The sequence below is a fragment of the Pseudomonas sp. LS2P72 genome, assembly GCF_054897865.1.
Genome location: NZ_CM142708.1, coordinates 4,351,840 through 4,370,862, shown reverse-complemented (window position 1 = coordinate 4,370,862; position 19,023 = coordinate 4,351,840). Strand labels below are relative to the sequence as shown.

At 60.8% G+C, this 19,023-nt stretch carries 21 protein-coding genes and 1 pseudogene; 13 read left to right on the top strand and 9 right to left on the bottom strand.

Annotated elements, in window-relative coordinates:
- Positions 1 to 283: 283 nt before the first annotated feature.
- Both ACYZUA_RS19935 and ACYZUA_RS19930 read left to right on the top strand, forming a co-directional pair.
- Complete coding sequence (locus ACYZUA_RS19935) at positions 284 to 790, top strand: GNAT family N-acetyltransferase (RefSeq protein WP_461960274.1); 507 nt, start codon at positions 284 to 286, stop codon at positions 788 to 790.
- Positions 781 to 1,182, top strand: coding sequence for an NUDIX hydrolase (locus ACYZUA_RS19930; protein WP_461960273.1), 402 nt, complete (start codon positions 781 to 783; stop codon positions 1,180 to 1,182). The genes ACYZUA_RS19935 and ACYZUA_RS19930 overlap by 10 nt, the downstream gene beginning before the upstream one ends.
- A 279-nt stretch (positions 1,183 to 1,461) precedes the next feature.
- Here the strand turns inward: ACYZUA_RS19930 and ACYZUA_RS19925 are convergent, their stop codons facing one another.
- Positions 1,462 to 1,668, bottom strand: coding sequence for a hypothetical protein (locus ACYZUA_RS19925; protein WP_461960272.1), 207 nt, complete (start codon positions 1,666 to 1,668; stop codon positions 1,462 to 1,464).
- 96 nt (positions 1,669 to 1,764) lie between these two features.
- Here ACYZUA_RS19925 and ACYZUA_RS19920 point away from each other — a divergent pair, with 96 nt between their 5' ends.
- Both ACYZUA_RS19920 and ACYZUA_RS19915 read left to right on the top strand, forming a co-directional pair.
- Complete coding sequence (locus tag ACYZUA_RS19920) at positions 1,765 to 2,985, top strand: helix-turn-helix domain-containing protein (protein ID WP_461960271.1); 1,221 nt, start codon at positions 1,765 to 1,767, stop codon at positions 2,983 to 2,985.
- A gap of 36 nt (positions 2,986 to 3,021) precedes the next feature.
- On the top strand, positions 3,022 to 3,651 hold the full coding sequence (locus ACYZUA_RS19915; RefSeq protein ID WP_461960270.1) for a Vgb family protein: 630 nt from the start codon (positions 3,022 to 3,024) through the stop codon (positions 3,649 to 3,651).
- Between the two features lie 16 nt (positions 3,652 to 3,667).
- On the opposite strand, the gene ACYZUA_RS19910 is transcribed toward ACYZUA_RS19915, so the two are convergent.
- Entirely contained in the window at positions 3,668 to 4,528 is an 861-nt protein-coding gene (locus ACYZUA_RS19910; protein ID WP_461960269.1) for a CAP domain-containing protein, read from the bottom strand.
- A 173-nt stretch (positions 4,529 to 4,701) separates the two neighbouring features.
- Here ACYZUA_RS19910 and ACYZUA_RS19905 point away from each other — a divergent pair, with 173 nt between their 5' ends.
- A complete protein-coding gene (locus tag ACYZUA_RS19905; RefSeq protein WP_461960268.1) occupies positions 4,702 to 5,109 on the top strand; it encodes a hypothetical protein in 408 nt (135 codons plus the stop codon).
- Here ACYZUA_RS19905 and ACYZUA_RS19900 read toward each other — a convergent pair.
- Entirely contained in the window at positions 5,057 to 5,947 is an 891-nt protein-coding gene (locus tag ACYZUA_RS19900; protein ID WP_461960267.1) for a DMT family transporter, read from the bottom strand. The genes ACYZUA_RS19905 and ACYZUA_RS19900 overlap by 53 nt on opposite strands.
- Before the next feature lie 83 nt (positions 5,948 to 6,030).
- Between ACYZUA_RS19900 and ACYZUA_RS19895 the strand changes: the two genes are divergently transcribed.
- The 3 genes from ACYZUA_RS19895 to ACYZUA_RS19885 all read left to right on the top strand — a co-directional run bounded on the left by ACYZUA_RS19895 (position 6,031) and on the right by ACYZUA_RS19885 (position 9,381).
- Positions 6,031 to 7,362, top strand: a complete 1,332-nt coding sequence (locus tag ACYZUA_RS19895; protein WP_461960266.1) for an aminotransferase-like domain-containing protein — start codon at positions 6,031 to 6,033, stop codon at positions 7,360 to 7,362.
- Positions 7,363 to 7,519: 157 nt separating this feature from the next.
- A complete protein-coding gene (locus tag ACYZUA_RS19890) occupies positions 7,520 to 7,936 on the top strand; it encodes an organic hydroperoxide resistance protein (RefSeq protein WP_461960265.1) in 417 nt (138 codons plus the stop codon).
- Between the two features lie 173 nt (positions 7,937 to 8,109).
- Positions 8,110 to 9,381 (top strand): epoxide hydrolase family protein, encoded by a 1,272-nt coding sequence (locus ACYZUA_RS19885; RefSeq protein ID WP_461960264.1) that lies wholly within the window; start codon positions 8,110 to 8,112, stop codon positions 9,379 to 9,381.
- Between the two features lie 14 nt (positions 9,382 to 9,395).
- Here the strand turns inward: ACYZUA_RS19885 and ACYZUA_RS19880 are convergent, their stop codons facing one another.
- Entirely contained in the window at positions 9,396 to 10,184 is a 789-nt protein-coding gene (locus tag ACYZUA_RS19880) for an alpha/beta hydrolase (RefSeq protein ID WP_461960263.1), read from the bottom strand.
- Positions 10,185 to 10,270: 86 nt separating this feature from the next.
- Between ACYZUA_RS19880 and ACYZUA_RS19875 the strand changes: the two genes are divergently transcribed.
- A complete protein-coding gene (locus ACYZUA_RS19875) occupies positions 10,271 to 11,557 on the top strand; it encodes an NTP/NDP exchange transporter (RefSeq protein ID WP_461960262.1) in 1,287 nt (428 codons plus the stop codon).
- Positions 11,544 to 12,488, top strand: a complete 945-nt coding sequence (locus ACYZUA_RS19870) for an aldo/keto reductase (protein WP_461960261.1) — start codon at positions 11,544 to 11,546, stop codon at positions 12,486 to 12,488. Before ACYZUA_RS19875 ends, ACYZUA_RS19870 begins: the two co-directional genes overlap by 14 nt.
- An 18-nt stretch (positions 12,489 to 12,506) precedes the next feature.
- Here the strand turns inward: ACYZUA_RS19870 and ACYZUA_RS19865 are convergent, their stop codons facing one another.
- Entirely contained in the window at positions 12,507 to 13,187 is a 681-nt protein-coding gene (locus ACYZUA_RS19865; RefSeq protein ID WP_461960260.1) for a glutathione S-transferase family protein, read from the bottom strand.
- A gap of 102 nt (positions 13,188 to 13,289) precedes the next feature.
- Between ACYZUA_RS19865 and ACYZUA_RS19860 the strand changes: the two genes are divergently transcribed.
- Positions 13,290 to 13,661 (top strand): nuclear transport factor 2 family protein, encoded by a 372-nt coding sequence (locus tag ACYZUA_RS19860; RefSeq protein WP_461960259.1) that lies wholly within the window; start codon positions 13,290 to 13,292, stop codon positions 13,659 to 13,661.
- Between the two features lie 45 nt (positions 13,662 to 13,706).
- Here ACYZUA_RS19860 and ACYZUA_RS19855 read toward each other — a convergent pair whose 3' ends face one another.
- Complete coding sequence (locus ACYZUA_RS19855; protein ID WP_461960258.1) at positions 13,707 to 15,098, bottom strand: aldehyde dehydrogenase family protein; 1,392 nt, start codon at positions 15,096 to 15,098, stop codon at positions 13,707 to 13,709.
- A gap of 100 nt (positions 15,099 to 15,198) precedes the next feature.
- On the opposite strand from ACYZUA_RS19855, the gene ptrR reads away from it, so the two are divergent.
- A complete protein-coding gene (gene ptrR, locus ACYZUA_RS19850; RefSeq protein WP_461960257.1) occupies positions 15,199 to 16,083 on the top strand; it encodes a putrescine utilization regulator PtrR in 885 nt (294 codons plus the stop codon).
- A 37-nt stretch (positions 16,084 to 16,120) separates the two neighbouring features.
- On the opposite strand, the gene ACYZUA_RS19845 is transcribed toward ptrR, so the two are convergent.
- The 3 genes and pseudogenes from ACYZUA_RS19845 to ACYZUA_RS19835 all read right to left on the bottom strand — a co-directional run bounded on the left by ACYZUA_RS19845 (position 16,121) and on the right by ACYZUA_RS19835 (position 17,701).
- Complete coding sequence (locus tag ACYZUA_RS19845; protein WP_461960256.1) at positions 16,121 to 16,582, bottom strand: MarR family winged helix-turn-helix transcriptional regulator; 462 nt, start codon at positions 16,580 to 16,582, stop codon at positions 16,121 to 16,123.
- 133 nt (positions 16,583 to 16,715) lie between these two features.
- Positions 16,716 to 17,156, bottom strand: a complete 441-nt coding sequence (locus ACYZUA_RS19840; RefSeq protein ID WP_461960255.1) for an Ohr family peroxiredoxin — start codon at positions 17,154 to 17,156, stop codon at positions 16,716 to 16,718.
- A gap of 109 nt (positions 17,157 to 17,265) precedes the next feature.
- Positions 17,266 to 17,701: pseudogene (locus tag ACYZUA_RS19835) on the bottom strand (Ohr family peroxiredoxin).
- A gap of 236 nt (positions 17,702 to 17,937) precedes the next feature.
- Here ACYZUA_RS19835 and ACYZUA_RS19830 point away from each other — a divergent pair.
- The gene (locus tag ACYZUA_RS19830; RefSeq protein ID WP_056745298.1) at positions 17,938 to 18,945 is read left to right on the top strand and encodes an Ldh family oxidoreductase; all 1,008 of its coding nucleotides are present in this window, start codon (positions 17,938 to 17,940) and stop codon (positions 18,943 to 18,945) included.
- Positions 18,946 to 19,023 lie beyond the last annotated feature (78 nt).

The window sequence follows — 19,023 nt, the reverse complement described above, 5'->3', positions numbered from 1 at the left end:
AAGCGCTCAAATTAACACTCGGTAGTACACGATCGGGCTTATTGATTTTCTATTTTGTAAGAAATTGTTTGAGGCGTGCTGCGTGGACGACGATCCAAATCTGATTGAGACGCTGAGACTACCGGATTAGACAGTCTTCACTTCCGCCGAGCGGGGCTTGCCGAGCATCTCCACCGTTGGTCGCAAAAGCCGGACCTAAGCCGTGGTGAACCTGAAAAGGAAACTTCTATCCATCCTTTGCAAAAAGTAATCTGTCACTCCCGACATTTGGATGGATCCAACCATGCGCCTCACCAACCGCCCCGTCAGCGCTGAAGATGTCCTGACGATTTGCGACTTTCCTCAAAATCCCCAAGAGCTGTTTTTTATGTTCCCGAAGGCGCAGTACCCGCTGACGGAAGATCAACTGCAGGCATCGATTGCTCAACGTGCCGACTCAACGGTGGTTGAGGCGGACGGTTCTGTTATGGGTTTTGCTAACTTTTACAGGTTTGAGCGCGATGGCGTTTGCGCGATCGGCAATGTGATCGTGTCGCCCAAGGCTCGGGGAAAAGGGATCGCGAAGTTTTTGCTGCAGACGATGGTGGGGCTGGCGTTTGAACGTCATCGGGCACGCGAGGTGCAGTTGTCGTGCTTCAACGAGAATACGGCGGGGCTGCTTCTGTATCCGCAGCTCGGATTTGTGCCGTATGGGATTGAGGAGCGGTTAGCGCCGGACGGACGTCGTGTGGCGCTGATAAACATGCGGTTGCTCACCGAAGCCAAAAGAGTAGATATCCCATGCGTATAGATAAAGCTTGCCCCGTCGTGCTGCGAAAAAAAGAGGGGCTGGAGATTTTAGCCTTCCGGCATCCGTTGGCTGGTCTGCAACTGGTCAAGGGCAGTATCGAACCCGGAGAGCCGACTGACGCGGCGGCTATTCGGGAGTTATTCGAAGAGGCGGGCGTCAGGGGCGAGGTGATACGGAATCTGGGGAGCTGGAATTCGGCGATAACGGGGCACACGTGGGCGTTTCACGAGTGCCGCGCTGTGCAAAACCTTCCGGATGCCTGGAGCCATTTTGCAGAAGACGATGGAGGACACGAGTTCCAGTTCTTTTGGCATCCACTGGCGCACGAGCCTAGTGAAGAATGGCATCAGGTCTTTCAGGACGTTTTGGCCTTTCTACGACCGCGCGTCTAGCGTGTATGGCCTTGCCATGGGAAAGGGCGAGGGAGGAGGGCTTGTTGAGGTAACGCGAAGCGGGGCAAAAACAGGGGTTTTGTTTTACATATGAAACGATGGGGTTCGGGCAAACCCGCATCTGTAGGAGCTGAGCTTGCTCGCGAAGGCGGTGGTTCAGCCAATAGGGATGTTGAATGTGATGGCCTCTTCGCGAGCAAGCTCAGCTCCTACAGGAGTGTGGTTTACCCGCGAAGACGGCAGCACAAACGGTGAAAATTTCAGATCGGATCTGCTGTGCTATTTACCGCTAAACACCGCCGGCCTGCGCTCGATGAAGGCTGCCAGCCCTTCAGTGAAATCGGCGCTTTCGCAGGCCTGTCGCCGCAGTTCGGCGATCTGCTCCATCGCCTGCACGGGCATCGGTTGCAGGTCGTCTTTTGTCGGTGTGCCTGAATTTCCCAGAGGCGGGGCAGGCACCTGCGGCTTTAGAGTCACGCCCGACATTCGAATGTCGGGCGGCCTCCTTCGTGATGGGACATCGTGAGATAGACTCAACAGCGAACATCCAACGGTGGGAGTGGCAACGGTGGCGGGATTGCGATGGATTCGCTGATCACGGCCGCAGCGCAGGCGCTGGCGGCGGGTGATCCGCTCGGCGCGCTGAACCGGGTCGCGTTGCGCGACGATGCGCCGGCGCTGGCGTTGCGCGGGATTGCGATGGCGCAACTCGGCGATCTGGTGCGAGCCAAGACGCTGGTGCAGAGGGCGGCGCGGGCCTTCGGGCCGAAGGAGGCCTTGGCTCGGGCGCGGTGTGTGGTCGCCGAGGCCGAGATCGCGCTGGCCTCCCGGGAGTTGGACTGGCCGGTGAAGGCACTCGAGTCGGCGCGGGTGACGCTTGAGGCGCACGGCGATCGAGTGAACGCCGCTCATGCGCGGTATCTGCAGATTCGGCGTTTGCTGCTGATCGGGCGTCTCGAAGAGGCCGACGTGCTGCTCGCCGAGCTTGACCCCGCGCCATTGCCGCCGGCATTGCGCGCCGCCCACGAACTGGTCGTGGCGGGGATAGCGATGCGGCGCCTCGAGACGAACAAGGCGCGGTCTGCCCTCACGAGGGCCGAGCACGCCGCGCAGGACGCCGATATTCCTGCGCTGACGGCCGAGGTGGAAAACGCTGCCCTTGTCCTGGACACACCCGTCGCGCGTTTGATTGCCTATGGCGAAGAGCGGCCTCTGTTGCTGGATGAGGTTGAAGCGTTGCTCGCGTCCACGTCGCTGGTCGTCGATGCTTGTCGCTATGGGGTGCGTGGTGCCGGCATGTCGGTTCCCCTCGCAACACGCCCGGTCTTGTTCGCCCTCGCACGGGCACTGGCCGAAGCGTGGCCGGCCGACGTGTCGAGGGAAACGCTGATTACCCGGGCCTTTCGTTTGAAGCACACCGATGAGTCACTTCGCGCACGGTTGCGAGTCGAAATCGGGCGACTGCGCACGGCGCTTAAACCCTTGGCCGGCGTCACTGCAACTCAACGTGGTTTTGCGCTGGTGGCGCTGATCGACTCTGACGTTGTGGTGCTGGCGCCACACGTCGAAGAGAAGCACGCGCAGGTGATCGCTTTACTCGTCGACGGTGAGTCGTGGTCGAGCTCGGCCCTGGCACTGGCCCTCGGCGCCAGCCAGCGCACGGTGCAACGGGCACTCGAGGAACTGGCCTGCGCGGGCAAGGTGCAGTCGTTCGGTCGCGGCCGGACGCGTCGCTGGATGACCCCGCCGGTGCCGGGTTTCGCGACGACCTTGTTACTCCCGGTGCCACTGCCGGGTGACTAGGATGAACGTCACCCACCCGTAACCAGGAATGCCAACATGAAACAGTCAGCAGCCAAAATCCTTCGTGAATATGGACCCTTTGCCGGTATCGACAAGGTGCATGGCGTCACTTGGGACGGTCAGCACGTGTGGTTTGCCACCGGTGACAAGCTCAACGCCCTGGACCCTGAAAGTGGCAACACACTGCGCTCAATCGATGTCGCCGCCCATGCCGGCACCGCCTTCGACGGCCAGCACCTGTTCCAGATTGCCGAGGATCGCATCCAGAAAATTGACCCGCAGACCGGCCGCGTACTCGCGACTATTCCGGCACCTGGCGGCAGTGACTCAGGGCTGACGTGGGCGGAAGGGACGCTGTGGGTCGGCGAGTATCGGGATCGCAAGATCCATCAGATCGATCCCGAGACCGGCGCGATTCTGCGCACCCTTGAATCCAACCGCTTTGTCACTGGGGTGACCTGGGTCGAGGGTCAGTTGTGGCATGGCACCTGGGAAGAAGACGAGAGTGAATTACGCCATATCGATTCGACCACCGGCGAGGTGCTGGAGAGCGTGAAGCTGCCGGCCGGCGTCGGGGTGTCGGGGCTTGAATCGGACGGCGGCGAGCAGTTTTTCTGCGGCGGCGGTAACAGTGGAAAGGTGAGGGCGGTGCGGCGCCCCAGATGAGGCGCCGTTCAATCATTCAAGGCGCGCCAAACAACATCGTCCAATAAACGCCTCTATCACTGCGTGCGTCCGCCGCATAGGCTGCGCCCATCTGGGTAAACACCGGATTCATCAGGTTGGCGCAATGCCCCGGGCTGGCCAGCCAGCCCGACATGGCCTTGTTCGGTGAGCCCTGGCCGGCAGCGATGTTTTCGCCGATTTGCCGGCCACGGAAACCAGCGGCTCTGGCCCGATCTGCGGGCATGTCACCGTCGGGGTCCTGGTGGGCGAAGTAGTTGCCGTAGGCCATCGCCTTGCTATGCCCTTGCGCCGCAGCGCCCAGGGCTGCGTTCCAGGCCAATGGCCGTGCGGCGGCGAAGCGCTGACGACCGCAGAGGCGCGACTTTGAGCGTGCCGCATTGACCTGTGCCAGCAACGCTTTGCTGACGGCTCGCGAATCACCCACACGACTGTCCAGCACGGGCTGCGCCAGCACCACCTGCCACTCACTCCGGGCGCGACTGACGCCAATGTCGGCATATTGGGTATCGAGCAACGCCCCGCAGTAATCGCTCTGGAGCATGTCGAAGGCCTCATCGGCATCCTGCGCACCGACCACACGAATCGTGCGCACCGTCACCGCCTGATAGCCGGACGCTTTCAATCGATCGCGCAAACCGCCGCCATAGCCGATCGGCAAGGCCAGGTTCGACTTCAACGCCAACGGCGATAACGCTCGACCCGCACGCCCCAAGCAGCGATCGGGGTGAGCTCGATAGTCGTTGATGGCTTCCACCAATTGCCTTTCGGCACCGGCGTGGGCGGGGTTGGCGAACAGGGAAAACAGAGGAATGAAACAGAGCGAAGCAATGCGAGCGGACAGGCGGGTTTGGCGCATGGATGAATAGCTCTGAGCGGGCAAGTGGAATTCACGGCTCGGCTATGACTGGCGCTTCAACATAAGGTTCACGGGCGCAAGAGGCATATTTGCGCTGTGCGCTGTGCGTCCGCCAAAGAGGACATGGAGGTGTCGTATGATGGCTTTTTTTTACCCGTCACAAGGACCCAGCCATGCCGTTAAGCAAACGCGATCAGGCGCACATCGAGCGTCGCCTGGTGGCCACCCTGACCGAGGCGTGTGAGACGGCTAAAGTGGAAATCCTCGGGTTCTGTTGGCTGACCCACGAGATCGATTACGACCTGTTTCCTTCCAGTCTGCGGGTCATCTGGGTCTTCGACACGCAGGCCAACAAGGATCAGGCGCTGGCCAGCGGGCAGGGCGAGCGCATGATTGAGTTGACCGCCATTGCGTTAAGCGAAGCGGACGTTCTCGTCAGCCCGGTATCGGCCCATGTGCAGTTCGATTCTGAAGAAGCATGCCAGCGCGCCAATGGCGGAAACTGGCAGCAGCGCTTGTCGCGCCCGCTCACTTCGAAAACTTTCGCGCCCCGGCCACGCAAAGGATCACCGCGACGGTAACCCCCAGCATGCCGATGCTGACGTGCTCGTGAAGCAGCGTGGCCGCCAGCGCCAAGCCAAAAAACGGCTGCAGCAGCTGAAGCTGGCCGACGGCGGCAATCCCCCCTTGGGCCAGCCCGCGGTACCAGAATACAAAGCCGATCAGCATGCTGAAGATCGATACGTACGCCAGGCTGAACCACGCGGAGGTAGAGATTCCCGAGAAGGAAGCCGGGGCCAGAAACCAGGTCAGCGGGACCATGACGGGCAGCGACAGCAGCAATGCCCAAGAGATCACCTGCCAGCCTCCCAGGGTTCTCGAAAGCTTTGCGCCTTCTGCATAACCCAGCCCGCAGGCGAGGATGGCCAGCAGCATGAGGATGTCGCCGGTCGGCGAAGCGGTCAGGCCTTGCGAAACGGCAAACCCCACGACCAACGCGCTGCCCAGCACCGAGAAGAACCAGAACACCGGCCGGGGACGCTCCCCGCCGCGCAGCACGCCGAACACCGCTGTAGCGAGCGGCAACAGGCCAACGAAGACGATGGAATGCGCCGACGTCACGTACTGCAGCGCCAGTGCCGTCAACAGCGGAAACCCGACTACAACCCCCATTGCCACGATGACCAAGGGCAAAAGCTGACGCTTGGCGGGACGTTTTTCTTTAAACAGCGCCAGCATGCAAAGCGCCAGGAGCCCGGCAATCGCCGCTCGGGCAACGGTCAGGAACACCGGGTCGAATTCCAGCACGGCCAACCGTGTGGCCGGCAGCGAGCCGCTGAAAATCAGCACACCGATAAACCCGTTGAGCCATCCGCTCGCGGTCTTTTCCGTCGTTGGGTTTTGCAGGGTCCGTTCCATCTGAGGGCACTCTCAATTTGCAGAGTTCCATCGTATGATCGACGATCACTACAATCAAAAAATTGTCATGGATACATCTCGACATGCCTCGCTCACGGTACAAGTCATTAGTGGATGCTTTGGCGGCTGACATCAGGTCTGGCCGGTTGTTGCCGGGCACGCGCTTGCCGACGCATCGTCAACTTGCGGCAACAGAAGGGCTGGCACTGGTCACCGCCAGTCGGGTCTATGCAGAACTCGAAGCCATGGGCCTGGTCAGCGGCGAGACGGGGCGAGGCACGTTCGTGCGGGAGACGTCGTTGCCGCCGGGCTTGGGCATCGACCAGAAAAACGTTGCCGTGGGAATGACCGACCTCAATTTCAACTATCCCTCGCTGCCAGGCCAGGCAGAACTCTTGCGAAATGCGCTGCGCCAACTCGCCTCGGGCGGTGATCTGGAATCCCTGTTGCGCTACCAGCCACACGCCGGGCGCCTGCATGAGCGCGCCTCGGTGGCGCGCCATTTGCTCGCCCGAGGGCTGACCGTGGATGCCGAGCAAGTGCTGATGGTCAGCGGTGCTCAGCATGGGCTGGCCGTGACGATGATGGCGCTGCTGCAACCCGGTGATGTGATTGCAGCGGATGCGCTGACCTATTCAGGATTCATCGTGCTGGCCGAAGCCTTGCACCTTGAAATCGTGCCCATTCCCGTGACCGAACACGGACCTGATCTGGAGGCGCTGGACCGTCTGTGCCGGAGTCGCCGCGTGCGTGCGGTGTACTCGATGCCGACGCTGCACAATCCGCTCGGGTGGGTGATGAGTGCCGATCAGCGCGAGTCGCTGGTGACGATTGCGCGCAGGCATGACTTGCTCATCATCGAGGACGCCGCCTATGCCTTCCTTGCCGAGAACCCGCCGGCACCGATAGCGCAACTCGCCCCTGAGCGGACCGTTTACGTTTCAGGGCTCTCCAAGAGTGTGGCCACCGGATTGCGTGTAGGTTTCGTCGCCGCCCCGGCCGAAAAAGTGCCCGCGCTGGAGCGAACGATCAGGGCGACCACCTGGAATACCCCCGGCGTGCTGACGGCGATCGCGAGCACGTGGCTCGACGATGGCACGGTCATGCAATTGGAAACTGAAAAACGTCAGGATGCTCAGGCCAGGCAAACCATGGCCGCAGAAGTGCTGGCGGGCCTTCCGTGCATTCGTCATCCGTCGTCGTATTTTCTTTGGCTGCCTCTTTCCGAAGATGCGAGGGCCGACCAGATCGCCGCGGCGCTGCTGCGTGAAAAAGTCGCGGTTTCAACCGCCGAGCCTTTTGCGACCTCTGCTCATGTACCGCATGCGATTCGGCTGGCGCTGGGGTCTGCGGAGATGGGCGCACTGCGGGAGGCGCTGGAAAAAGTGAAGTGGATGATTGGTGCTTATTCATAACCCGAAGTCGCTTACCGCCATCTATATTGAAAGGTCCAGTCCGCTGCAGGTGACGCAAGCGCCCTGACGAGTGGCGCATCCCTCAAGCAAGAAGGACTGGTCGATACAGTCACTTAGGGCAATCTTTTTCATCCAGCATTTCAATCAGGAGATCATCATGACCCAGATCGAAAAAGTACTGTACACCGCCAAAGTCCACACCACGGGTGGGCGGGACGGCGCGTCACGCAGTGATGATGGACGACTCGAAGTCAAGCTTTCGTCCCCTGGCACCAAGGGCGACGGCACCAATCCGGAGCAGTTGTTCGCCACGGGTTGGTCAGCCTGCTTCATCGGTGCGATGCAGGTCGCTGCCGGCAAAATGAAGGTCACGCTCCCGCCTGACCTGGCCATTGACGCCGAAGTTGACCTGGGCACCAACGCAGGCGGTTACCTCCTGCAGGCTCGCCTCAACATCAGCCTGCCGGGAATGGACCGCGAAACGGCCCGGGCGCTGGTGGATGAAGGGCACAAGCTGTGTCCGTACTCCAAAGCCACGCGGGGCAATATTAAAGTCGAGATCAACCTGGTCTGAGCCGGACCTGTTACGCAATTTGGGCAAGGCATCGCAAGGGTGAAACTCAACGTTTCGCCCTTGCGAGATGACTCACGTGCCCAGTGTCTTCTCTGACCGGCTGGTAAAGCGTCTTCGGTGACCGATAAGCGCAAACTCATCACTCATCGTGACCCTCAACTGAGGTAATGAAGATGAAGCACCTTTTCGCGGTTGCTATCGCTATCCTCGCGCTTTGCGTCTCGGCCCTCGCCAGCGCCGCTTCCGCCGCAGATTCCCCCACCATTCAACCCTTCCACGTCAATGTGGCGGACAAGGAACTCGTCGATCTGCGCAACCGTATCGCGGCGACTCGCTGGCCGGACAAAGAGACGGTTTCCGATCGATCACAGGGCGCACAGCTGGAACAGCTGCAGGCGCTGGTTCGTTACTGGGGCACGGACTACGACTGGCGCAAGGCCGAGGCGCAGCTCAATACGCTGGCGCAGTACATGACCACGCTCGACGGGGTCGATATCCACTTTATCTGGGTGCGCTCGCCCCACCCGAACGCTCTGCCGATGATCATGACCCACGGTTGGCCAGGCTCGGTGTTCGAGTTCATCAAGGTCGTCGGTCCGCTCACCGATCCGACCGCGCACGGGGGCAATGCGGCAGATGCATTCGATGTGGTGATTCCGTCCATTCCTGGCTACGGCTTCTCCGGCAAACCGAGTGGCATCGGTTGGGATCCGGACCACATCGCGCGGGTCTGGGCGCAGCTGATGCAGCGCCTCGAATACACCCACTACGTCGCCCAGGGTGGCGACTGGGGTGCCCCAATTACCAGCGCGATGGCGCGCCAGGCGCCACCCGGGTTGCGCGGCATTCACCTTAACCTGCCCGCCACGATACCGGCGGAAGCGAGCGCGGCGCTTGCTGTCGGCGGACCGGCGCCAGCGGGGTTTTCCGAGGAAGAACGCGCGACCTACGACGCCGTCGCCACCCTCGTCAAACAGGGAAACCTGGCGTACAGCACGATGATGGCCGCGCGACCGCAGATGATCGGTTACGGCGCGACAGATTCACCTGCCTTCCTCGCAGCGCTGCTGCTCGTGCATCCAGGTTTTGCCCGGTGGACATACGGCGCCGACCCCCAACAGTTGCCGACGAAGGATGAAGTGCTGGACGACATCACCCTCTACTGGCTGACGAATAGCGCCGCTTCGGCCGCAAGGCTCTACTGGGAGAACATGGGGCGAAGCCCTCTGTCTTCGGCCGCGCAGAAGACCACCGAGATTTTGCTGCCGGTGGCCGTCACGGTGTTTCCAGAGGATGTCTACTGCCCACCGGAATCGTGGGCCCGTCGCGCTTATAGCAACCTGATCTATTTCCACCAGACCGACAAGGGCGGCCACTTCGCGGCCTGGGAACAGCCTCAGCTTTTTACCGAGGAGCTTCGCGCGGCGTTCCGATCACTGCGCTAGTCGAACACCACCGCTTACAACCCGTCACCCAACGCCTTGAGGTACTCGGGGCTCTCGGATATCGAGTTGTGCCCCGTACCCGGTATGACCTTCAGCGACGCCATCCCCTTGGCGAAATGCGTGAAGAGCCGCTCGGTGCTGGAACGGGGAATCACTTCGTCGTGCTCAGCCGCGATCAATAGCGTCGGTACCGTGATGTGGGCGGCGTATTTCCAGGAATCATAGGTGTCCTTGAGCAACCACTTCACCGGGAAGATGGGGAATTGCCGGGCAGCGAGTTCTGCAACACTGTTGTAGGGCGTGATCAGCACCAGACGCGTCGCCGGACGTTGGCTGGCGAGGCGCACGGCGACGCCCGAGCCCAGGCTGCGACCGACCACCGTAATGTGTGGATGGGTGGCGTAGACCAGGTCAAACAAGGTCATGGCGTCGCGCGAAATCATCTCCTCGGAGGGCGATCCGGAGCTGCCACCGTAGCCTCTGTAGTGCAGCAAGTAGAGGGCGTGATCGGCGAAGGCTTCGGAAAACGAGGGCAGGCTCCGGGAGACGTCCTCGGCATTTCCACCGAAATAGATCAACGCTTTGGGTCCCTCGTGCGGCTTGACGGATACCAGCACCTGCGCGTCGTCGACGGACAGTGTGAGCAGCGTTGCCGAGGTGCCGACAGCGCGCGGTTGCGGGAAGTAGATGAGGGCGCGCTGGAATACGAACAGCGCAGCGCACAGCGCCAGATACACAACGGCGATGATGACGACGATTGACCCCAGGATTCGTGGCATTCGGCTAACTTTAGTGGGCGGCATTGACGGCTCTGGCCTGAAGACGGCTATCGCTTGATCGCTGTCAGAGTGTAGTAGACCGATAGCGCGACGCACCGGGAGGGGCAGCCATGCCCATCGCTGTCAAATGGCTCAACGTCCTGCCGTCGGAAAGAGCGGCGCTGAGGCTGGGCTTCGCCTTCCATTTCTGCGTGCTCGCCAGTTATTACCTGGTACGCCCGCTGCGCGATGCCTTGGGCCTTGAAGGCGGCGCCGACAAGTTGCACTGGCTGTTCACGGCCACCTTCGTGGTGATGCTGTTGATGGTGCCGCTGTTTGGTGCGCTGGTTTCGCGGCTGCCGGCCACTCGTTTCGTGCCGTTGATCTATCGTGTGATCGCCGTGTCGATGCTGGTGTTTGGTGTGTTGATCGCCAATCACGTTGCACCGGTGGCCGTCGGCCGGGTGTTTTTCGTCTGGATCAGCATCTACAACCTGTTCATCGTCTCCATCTTCTGGAGCGTGCTGGTGGACCGGTTTTCCAGCGAACAAGGGCGGCGGCTATTCGGCTTCGTCGCGGCCGGTGGAACGCTGGGCACGTTCATCGGGCCTTTGTTGGCCGCGACCATGGCCACCCGGTTTGGCCCGGTGGCGTTGACCATCGCTGCGGCGGTGCTGCTGGAAGTTGCGGTGCGCTGCTATCGGGCGCTGCTGTCCCGTACCGAATCGCAATTCGGCCGTCGGTCGCTGGATGATCGGCACATGGGCGGCAGCATGCTCGCCGGCATCACCCTGATTCTGCGCTCGCCTTATCTGCTCGGGCTGGTGCTGTTCATGCTGTTGCACACCAGCGCGGCGACCTTGTTGTATTTCGAACAGGGACGAATTGTTGCCGGTAGCTATGCTGATGTGGCCAGCCGGACGCAATTCTTCGCCGTCGTTGATTTGATCGTGTCGGCGCTGACCTTGGTCTTTCAGTTGGTGTTGACGGCGCCGTTGATCCGTTTGATTGGCATCGGCGGGGCGCTGGCAGTCTTGCCATTGGCGACGATCGTGGCGTTCGCCGCCATGGCCCTGGCGCCCGTGCCGGCAACCGTGGCGCTGGCGCAGGGGCTGCGCCGTGCGGTCGAGTTCGCCATCGTGCGTCCGGCGCGGGAAGTGCTGTGGACCGTGGTCAGCCGAGAGGAAAAGTACAAGGCCAAAAATGTGATCGAAACATTGGTGTATCGCGGTGGAGACGCCGCCAGTGGCTGGTTGTCCGCCGGGTTGACGGCGTTGGGCGCGGGTTTCGGCCTGGTGGCGCTGGTGATCGTGCCGTTTGCCGGGCTGTGGGGCGGGTTGTGCCTGTGGCTGGCCAGGCAGCAGGCGCAAAGGGCTGACAGCAAAAATGTGGAAGGACAATTCCATGAGCCACACTGATGGGTACACGCGTCGAAAAATACTCACGCTGGCTGCCGGTGCTTCGGCGGTCTTCACTTTCGATCCGGCATTTGCAGCAACCACGCCGTCGAGCGAGACAGGAGGCAAGAACATGCTGACCCGGGCCATTCCATCCAGCGCCGAACTACTCCCGATCGTTGGGCTGGGCACGTATCGCGGCTTTGATGTCGAGCCTTCAAGTCCTGACTACAAGCAGCTACCTGCTGTGCTGCGCGCGTTGTTCGAGAAGGGCGGGAAGGTGATCGACAGTTCGCCGATGTACGGTCGCGCCGAACAGACGACCGGTGAACTGTTGTCGATTCATGAGCCGCGCTCGCCGGCCTTTTTGGCCACCAAGGTGTGGACCCGTGGTCGCGAAGAAGGCATCGCGCAGATGGAACAGTCGTTCAAGTTGCTGCAGACCGACCGGATCGACCTGATGCAGATTCACAATCTGCTGGACTGGAAAACCCATTTGCCCACGCTGCGCAAATGGAAGGAAGAAGGGCGCATTCGTTACATCGGCATCACCCATTACACGGCGTCGGCGTATGACGAGGTGGAAGCGGTGCTCAAGGCCGAGCCGTTGGACTTTTTGCAGATCAACTACGCCCTGGACGATCGCGGCGTCGAGAAGCGCATCCTGCCGCTGTGTCGCGAACGCGGCGTGGCCGTGATCTGCAATCGGCCCTTCGGCGGCGGTGATTTGCTCGCGCGCTTGAAGGGCAAGCCGCTACCGGGATGGGCCGCGCAAGTGGGGGTCAACAGCTGGCCACAATTGGCGCTCAAGTTCCTGCTGACGCATTCTGCGGTGACCTGCGTCATCCCCGGCACCGGCAACCCGCGTTATATGGCGGAAAATGCCGGTGCCGGTTTCGGTCCGATGCTGACGGGAGCGCAGCGCGAGCAGTTGATCGACGTAGTGGGTTAGGCGAACTTTCGAGGCCTGTCAGGTGTTGTCCGTCGCTTGGCGAAACCGCTTCGGGATGGCCTCTGCAAATGGATAAAACGAAAACCAGGGCCTGGCTTCGTCAATGACCCGCTGGACGGATGGTCTGTTCATCAGCCTGTCGAAATAGGCTTTCAAGTGGACAAAGTCGTCGGGGAACGGCTCGAGTGTACTGGTATAAAAAAGTGCCGGGGCGGCGGCGCAATCGGCCAGGCTGAAATCTGCACTGGCGAGCCAGATTCTGGACGCCAACTGGCGGTCGAGCATGCCGTACGCCGTCTGCAGGGTGGAACGTTCTCTGGTCAAGTCACCGTGAACGCCGCGCAGGCGATCCAACACAATCTGTTGCAGCGGCGTCTGTAGATAGTGGTCGCACACACGGTCCCACAGACGGGCTTCCAGCGCGGTGTCCCAATCGCTGGGAATGAGCGGATGTTCACCCGGATAAAATCGGTCCAGGTATTCGATGATGATCGTGGTTTCCGCCACGTTGCGCTGGCGAGCGTGGTCGCGGATGACCGGGAATTTGCCGAGCGGCCACAGCGCTTGCAGCTCTGCTCTGTCTGCATCGTTCGCAAGATCGATGATCCGCTTCTCGAATTCGACAGCGTTTTCGTAGAGCGCGATCAGCACTTTGTGGCAGAACGACGACAGCGGATGGTAGTAAAGAGTCAGCGACATCTCTCAGCTCCTCGAAAGGCAAGTGACCCCCAACATCATAGCCGCCGTCCGGGACGGTCAAGCGTGCGGTGCTAGACTTTCAGGGTGGGATGGAGGTACGACATGACGACTCAACTGCTGGCTAAAGAACACATCAACGTGGTGGTCCGCAATTATGTAGAAGGCATGGTGTTCGCTGATGAAGCCTTGCTGCGAAAGGCCTTTCATCCTTCTTGTCGCATCATTGGTCACTACGAAGAAAAGCTGGAATGGGCATCCCTGGAGGAATTTATCAGCGCGATCAAGGCCGAGGGGCCGGCAGCCAAAGAGGTCAAACCGTTTTGGGAAGTGCTCAGCATCGATGTCACGGGCGATGCCGCTGCGGTAAAAGTCACTGATGATTATCTCGGCATGCGATTTACCGATTATCTGTCGCTAATGAACATCAATTATCGATGGCGGATTGTGAACAAGCTGTATTACCTCCACGAATAGCGCGTGAGCCCGGGAGCCAAATAGCTCCCGGGCATCGTTATGCAATCAGCGCCGATCCAGCCACACCGTCTGGGCATTGCAGAATTCACGCACACCGAAATGCGAGAGTTCACGACCAAACCCGCTTTTCTTCACGCCGCCGAAGGTGACGCGTGGGTCGGAGGCGCAATAGCCATTGATGAACACACCACCGGTTTCCAGTTCATCGGCCATCTGCTCGGCAAGCTCGACGTTGCGTGTGTAAATGGTGGAGGCGAGGCCAAACTCACTGTCATTCGCCAGCGCCAGTGCATGGGCTGCATCGCGCGCTGTGATGATCGAGGCCACCGGGCCAAACAGCTCCTGTTTGAACGAGGTCATCTGGTCGGTGACATCAGCGAAGACCGTGGGCTCATAAAAATTGCCAGGGCCTTCAGCCTTCTTGCCGCCCATCAACAGCGTCGCGCCTTCTTCCAGGGTGTCGCGCACCTGTTGATCCAGTTCATCACGCAGATCAAAGCGGGCCATCGGGCCGATGTAGGTGTCGGCGGCCAGTGGATCGCCGACCACCAGTTTTTGCGTGGCGTCGACGAACTTGCGCGTGAATTCCTCGACGATGCCTTGCTCGACGATCAAGCGTTTGGCCGCCGCGCAGACTTGCCCGGTGTTTTGGTAACGGCCAATCACGGCGGCTTTGACCGCTTCGTCGAGGTCGGCATCGTTGAGCACGATGAAGGGATCGGAGCCGCCCAGTTCCAGTACACACTTCTTCAGCGCCGCACCGGCTTGAGCGCCAATGGCCATGCCGGCTCGCACGCTGCCGGTGAGGGTCACTGCCGCGATGCGTGGATCGGCGATCGCGGTGGAGACGCCGTCCGGCGTGACATTGATAACCTCGAAGACACCTTCGGGAAAGTCGGCTTGCTTGAAGGCTTCCCGCAACAGATAGGCGCTGCCCATCACGTTGGGCGCATGTTTGAGCACGTAGGTGTTGCCGGCGATCAACGCTGGAACCGCGCCGCGCAGGACCTGCCAGATCGGGAAATTCCACGGCATCACCGCGAGAATCGGGCCGAGCGGGCGATACTCAATGCGCGCTTTTCCACCTTCAACCAGCGTCGGCTCAGCGCTCAGCATCGCCGGGCCGTGTTCGGCGTACCACTCGCAGAGTTGCGCGCACTTTTCAATTTCGCCGCGCGCCTGGGTGATCGGCTTGCCCATTTCCAAGGTGATTATGTTCGCCATCGCTGCGGCGTTGTTGCGCAATGCCTGAGCCAGGGCGATCAACAACTGCGAACGTTGATCCACCGGTTTGCTGCGCCAGGCGCGAAACCCGGCAGCGGCGCGGGACAGGGCATCGTCCAGTGCCGATGCGGATTCGAAAGGATAGTGGCCGATCTGCTCGCCGTTGGCGGGGTTGATCGAAATGGCATGGGTGAGGCTGCAAACTTGGGTCATGGCACCGTCCTGCGAGGTGGGGATGCGCTCAGGTTACGGTGGCGTTTGTTTTCTGGAAACTGAATAATACTGAGCATATCGTTCACGTTTGGAGAATGCCTTGGATCTGGTTCAGCTGGAAATTTTCAAAGCCGTCGCCGAACACGGCAGCATCAGCGCGGCGGCTCAACACATCCACCGGGTGCCGTCGAACCTGACGACCCGGATCAAGCAACTGGAGCTGGATCTGGGCGTGGACCTGTTTATCCGCGAGAAGAGCCGCCTGCGCCTGTCGCCGGCCGGCTGGAGTTTCCTCGACTATGCCCGGCGCATTCTCGACCTGGTCCAGGAGGCTCGCGCGACGGTAGCGGGCGAAGAACCGCAGGGATCGTTTCCCCTGGGGTCACTGGAGAGCACCGCTGCAGTGCGCATCCCTGAGCTGTTGGCCGCGTATAACCAGAAGCACGCCAAGGTCGAGCTGGACCTGTCCACCGGACCTTCGGGGACGATGATCGACGGGGTGTTGTCTGGCCGATTGGCGGCAGCGTTTGTCGATGGAACGGTGCTGCACCCGGCACTGGAAGGCGTGCCGGCGTTTGAGGAAGAAATGGTGGTGATCGCACCGCTCAATCATTCCCCCATTCATCGTGCGCGGGATGTTAATGGCGAAAATATCTACGCCTTCCGCTCCAATTGTTCCTACCGCCATCACTTCGAAAGCTGGTTCGCCAAAGACGCGGCGGTGCCCGGCAAGATTTTCGAAATGGAGTCCTATCACGGCATGCTGGCGTGCGTCAGCGCCGGTGCAGGCCTGGCGCTGATGCCCCGCAGCATGCTCAACAGCATGCCCGGATGCACCACCGTGAGCGTCTGGCCGCTATCGGAATCGTTCCGCTATTTACGCACCTGGCTGGTGTGGCGCCGGGGCACGGTGTCGCAAAGTCTGACCATGTTTGTGCGCTTGCTTGAAGAGCGCGGGGTGGTGCGGGATGAAGTGGCGCGCTAGTTCGCGCGCTTGAGAATGTCCAGATCGGTGTGCCGGCTCATTCCCCGGCTTTTGTCGACTTGATCAGATTGTTGCGCAGCTTCACGACCGCTTTTTGCAGGACCGTGAACTCTTCGAGCGTCAGGCCCGTCGCGTCGGCGAGGCCCATTTCCGGTTGGCCTTCGCGCAGCTGTCGACCGTTCTTCGTCAGGCTGATCCGCACCTGGCGCTCGTCTTCGGGATCGCGCTGCCTTTGCAAAAAGCCCATCGCTTCCAGTTTCTTCAGGATCGGGGTCAGTGTGTTCGATTCCAGAAACAGCTTCTCGCCCAGGCTTCCGACGGTCTGATTGTCTTCCTCCCAGAGCGCGACGATGGTGATGTATTGCGTATAGGTCAGCCCAAGCTGCTCGAGTATCGGCTTGTAAGCCTTGCCGAAGGCCAGGTTGGTGGAATAGACCGCAAAACACAGGAATTGGGAGAGCTTCAGGTTGTCAGGGACGGCGTTGTCGGTGGGTTTCATATGCATCCTCGTTGGCCAAAGACGGATGGCTCGAAAAAAGCAGAATATACCTCGTATGCGATTGTGTCGGAACGACTCTAATTGACGGTGGCGACCGGTTCGATGGCGAAAGTCGAACCGGTCGTACGGTGCGTCACGCTGTCAGGGCGTTGATGACCACGTCGATATTGCCGCGCGTTGCCTTCGAGTACGGGCAGATTTGGTCTGCGGCGTGCGCCAGCTCCGTCGCGACGTTTTGCGTCAAGCCTGGCACGCGAAGAGTCAGCCGGGCCTGGAGGAAGTAGGCCGGACCGGTCTGGCCCAGATCGACCTCAATATCAATGGCCAGATTGGGCGGCAGCGTCACCTTCATATTTTTCGCCGCCAGCTCTACGGCAGCGGTGTAGCAGGCCGACCATGCGCCGGCGAAAAACTGCTCTGCCGTTGGGTGCGGCACAATGGCTGCGAACTCGTGTGCCAGTCTAGGGTTTCCAGGCGACGAGAGCTGGATGGCGAGGCCGCGGGAAGAGTTGGCACCGTCGCTGAACGTCGTGTGGGTTTTGCCTGTGGCCAGGACTTTTTCGATCTTGTTCATGATTAAGTCCTCAATGTTTTGTTGGGTTTGTGATTCGTATGCGCTTAAAGCGCATACGATATATATGGCGTATCGACCATGCCGATCGATAGCAACGCCGCGCGGTGCGTCAAGCCGTGAGGACGTTCAGGGCCACGTCAATGTTACCCCGCGTCGCTTTCGAGTACGGGCAGATTTGATCGGCGGTGTGCGCCAGTGTCGTCGCGATGTCGTGGGACAAACCCGGCACACGCAAGGTCAATCGAGCCTGAAGGAAGTAGGCCGGACCGGTCTGACCCAGATCGACTTCGATGTCGACGGACAGATCAGACGGCAGCACCACGTTCATTTCTCCGGCCACCAGCCCGACGGCGGCGGTGTAGCAGGCCGACCAGGCGCCGGCGAACAGTTGCTCGGCCGTTGGGTGCGGCTGGGTGGCGGGCGAATACGTGGGCTGGCTTGGCGTTGCCAGGCGTCGACAGGGTGATGTCGAGGCTGCCGCGTGAGGTGTTGCTGACGGTGGTGTGGGTTTTGCCGGTGACCAGTACTTTTTCGATCTTGCTCATGGAGTGAGTCCTCAACGTTTCAAAGGGTGCGATTTGTGTATCGCATACGTTTGTATCGTATGCGATGTAAATAATACTCGCGCAGAGCTCAATCAGTGTCAAGGGGTGGTGCGAGGGCCTGCCGACGAATGGTTTGTTGGCGGGGTATGCCGAATTCGTCGTCGACCGGGTCTAAAGCGATCAAGCCGTGGCTTCGGGGATGGATCACTCTGGACGGTCTGTCCAAGGAGTTGATGATGAAACGACTGTCCCTGGCCGAAGCTCGCGAGCTGGCCGAATCGATCTTGCTGCACAACGGTTTCAACCTTGCCCACGCTCAGGCGGTGGCCGCCACGGTGATTGCCGGCGAGCGCGATGGCTGCGCCTCCCACGGTTTGTATCGGGTTTTGGGTTGCGTGAATTCGCTCAGGGCCGGCAAGGTGGTGGCCGATGCCGAGCCACGGGTGATCGACCAGGCCCCTTCGATCGTGCGGGTCGATGCGGCGGGTGGTTTCTCTCAATTGGCGTTTCAGGCGGGGTTGCCATTACTGGAGGAGAAAACCCGGGCAAACGGGATTGCGGCGCTGGCGATCAATCGCTGTGTGCATTTTTCCGCGCTGTGGGTCGAGATCGAGCAGTTGACCGCTGCCGGCCTGGTGGCGCTGGCGTGTAATCCCAGCCATGCCTGGGTCGCGCCGGCAGGAGGCAGTCAGCCGGTGTTCGGCACCAACCCCATCGCATTCGGTTGGCCGCGTTCGGGCAAGGATCCGTTTGTGTTCGACTTCGCCACCAGTGCGATTGCCCGTGGCGAGATCGAGTTGCATCGACGCGCCGGCAAAGCGATTCCCGAAGGCTGGGGCGTCGATGCAGACGGGCAACCGAGCACCGATGCGAACGTGGTGCTCGATGCCGGCGCGATGCTGACGTTCGGCGGGCACAAGGGCTCGGCGCTGGCCGCCATGGTGGAGTTAATCGCGGGGCCGTTGATTGGTGACCTGACCAGTGCCGAATCGCTGGCGTACGACGCGGGCAGCAAGTCGTCGCCGTACCACGGCGAGCTGATCATCGCCCTCGACCCGCGGCGCTTTCTCGGCGAGGCCACCGAGCAGCACCTGGCCCGTGCCGAAGTCATGTTCCAGAGCATACAAGGGCAGGGCGCACGCTTGCCGTCGCAACGCCGTTACGAGGCGCGAGCACGCAGCTTGGTGGAGGGCGTGCAGATTCCCGAAGCCTTGTACAACGACTTGAAGGCACTGCTGGGCTGAGTGAAAGCCGGACCTGTAGGAGCTGAGCTTGCTCGCGATGAGGCCATCAGATTCAACATCTTCGTTGACTGACATGCC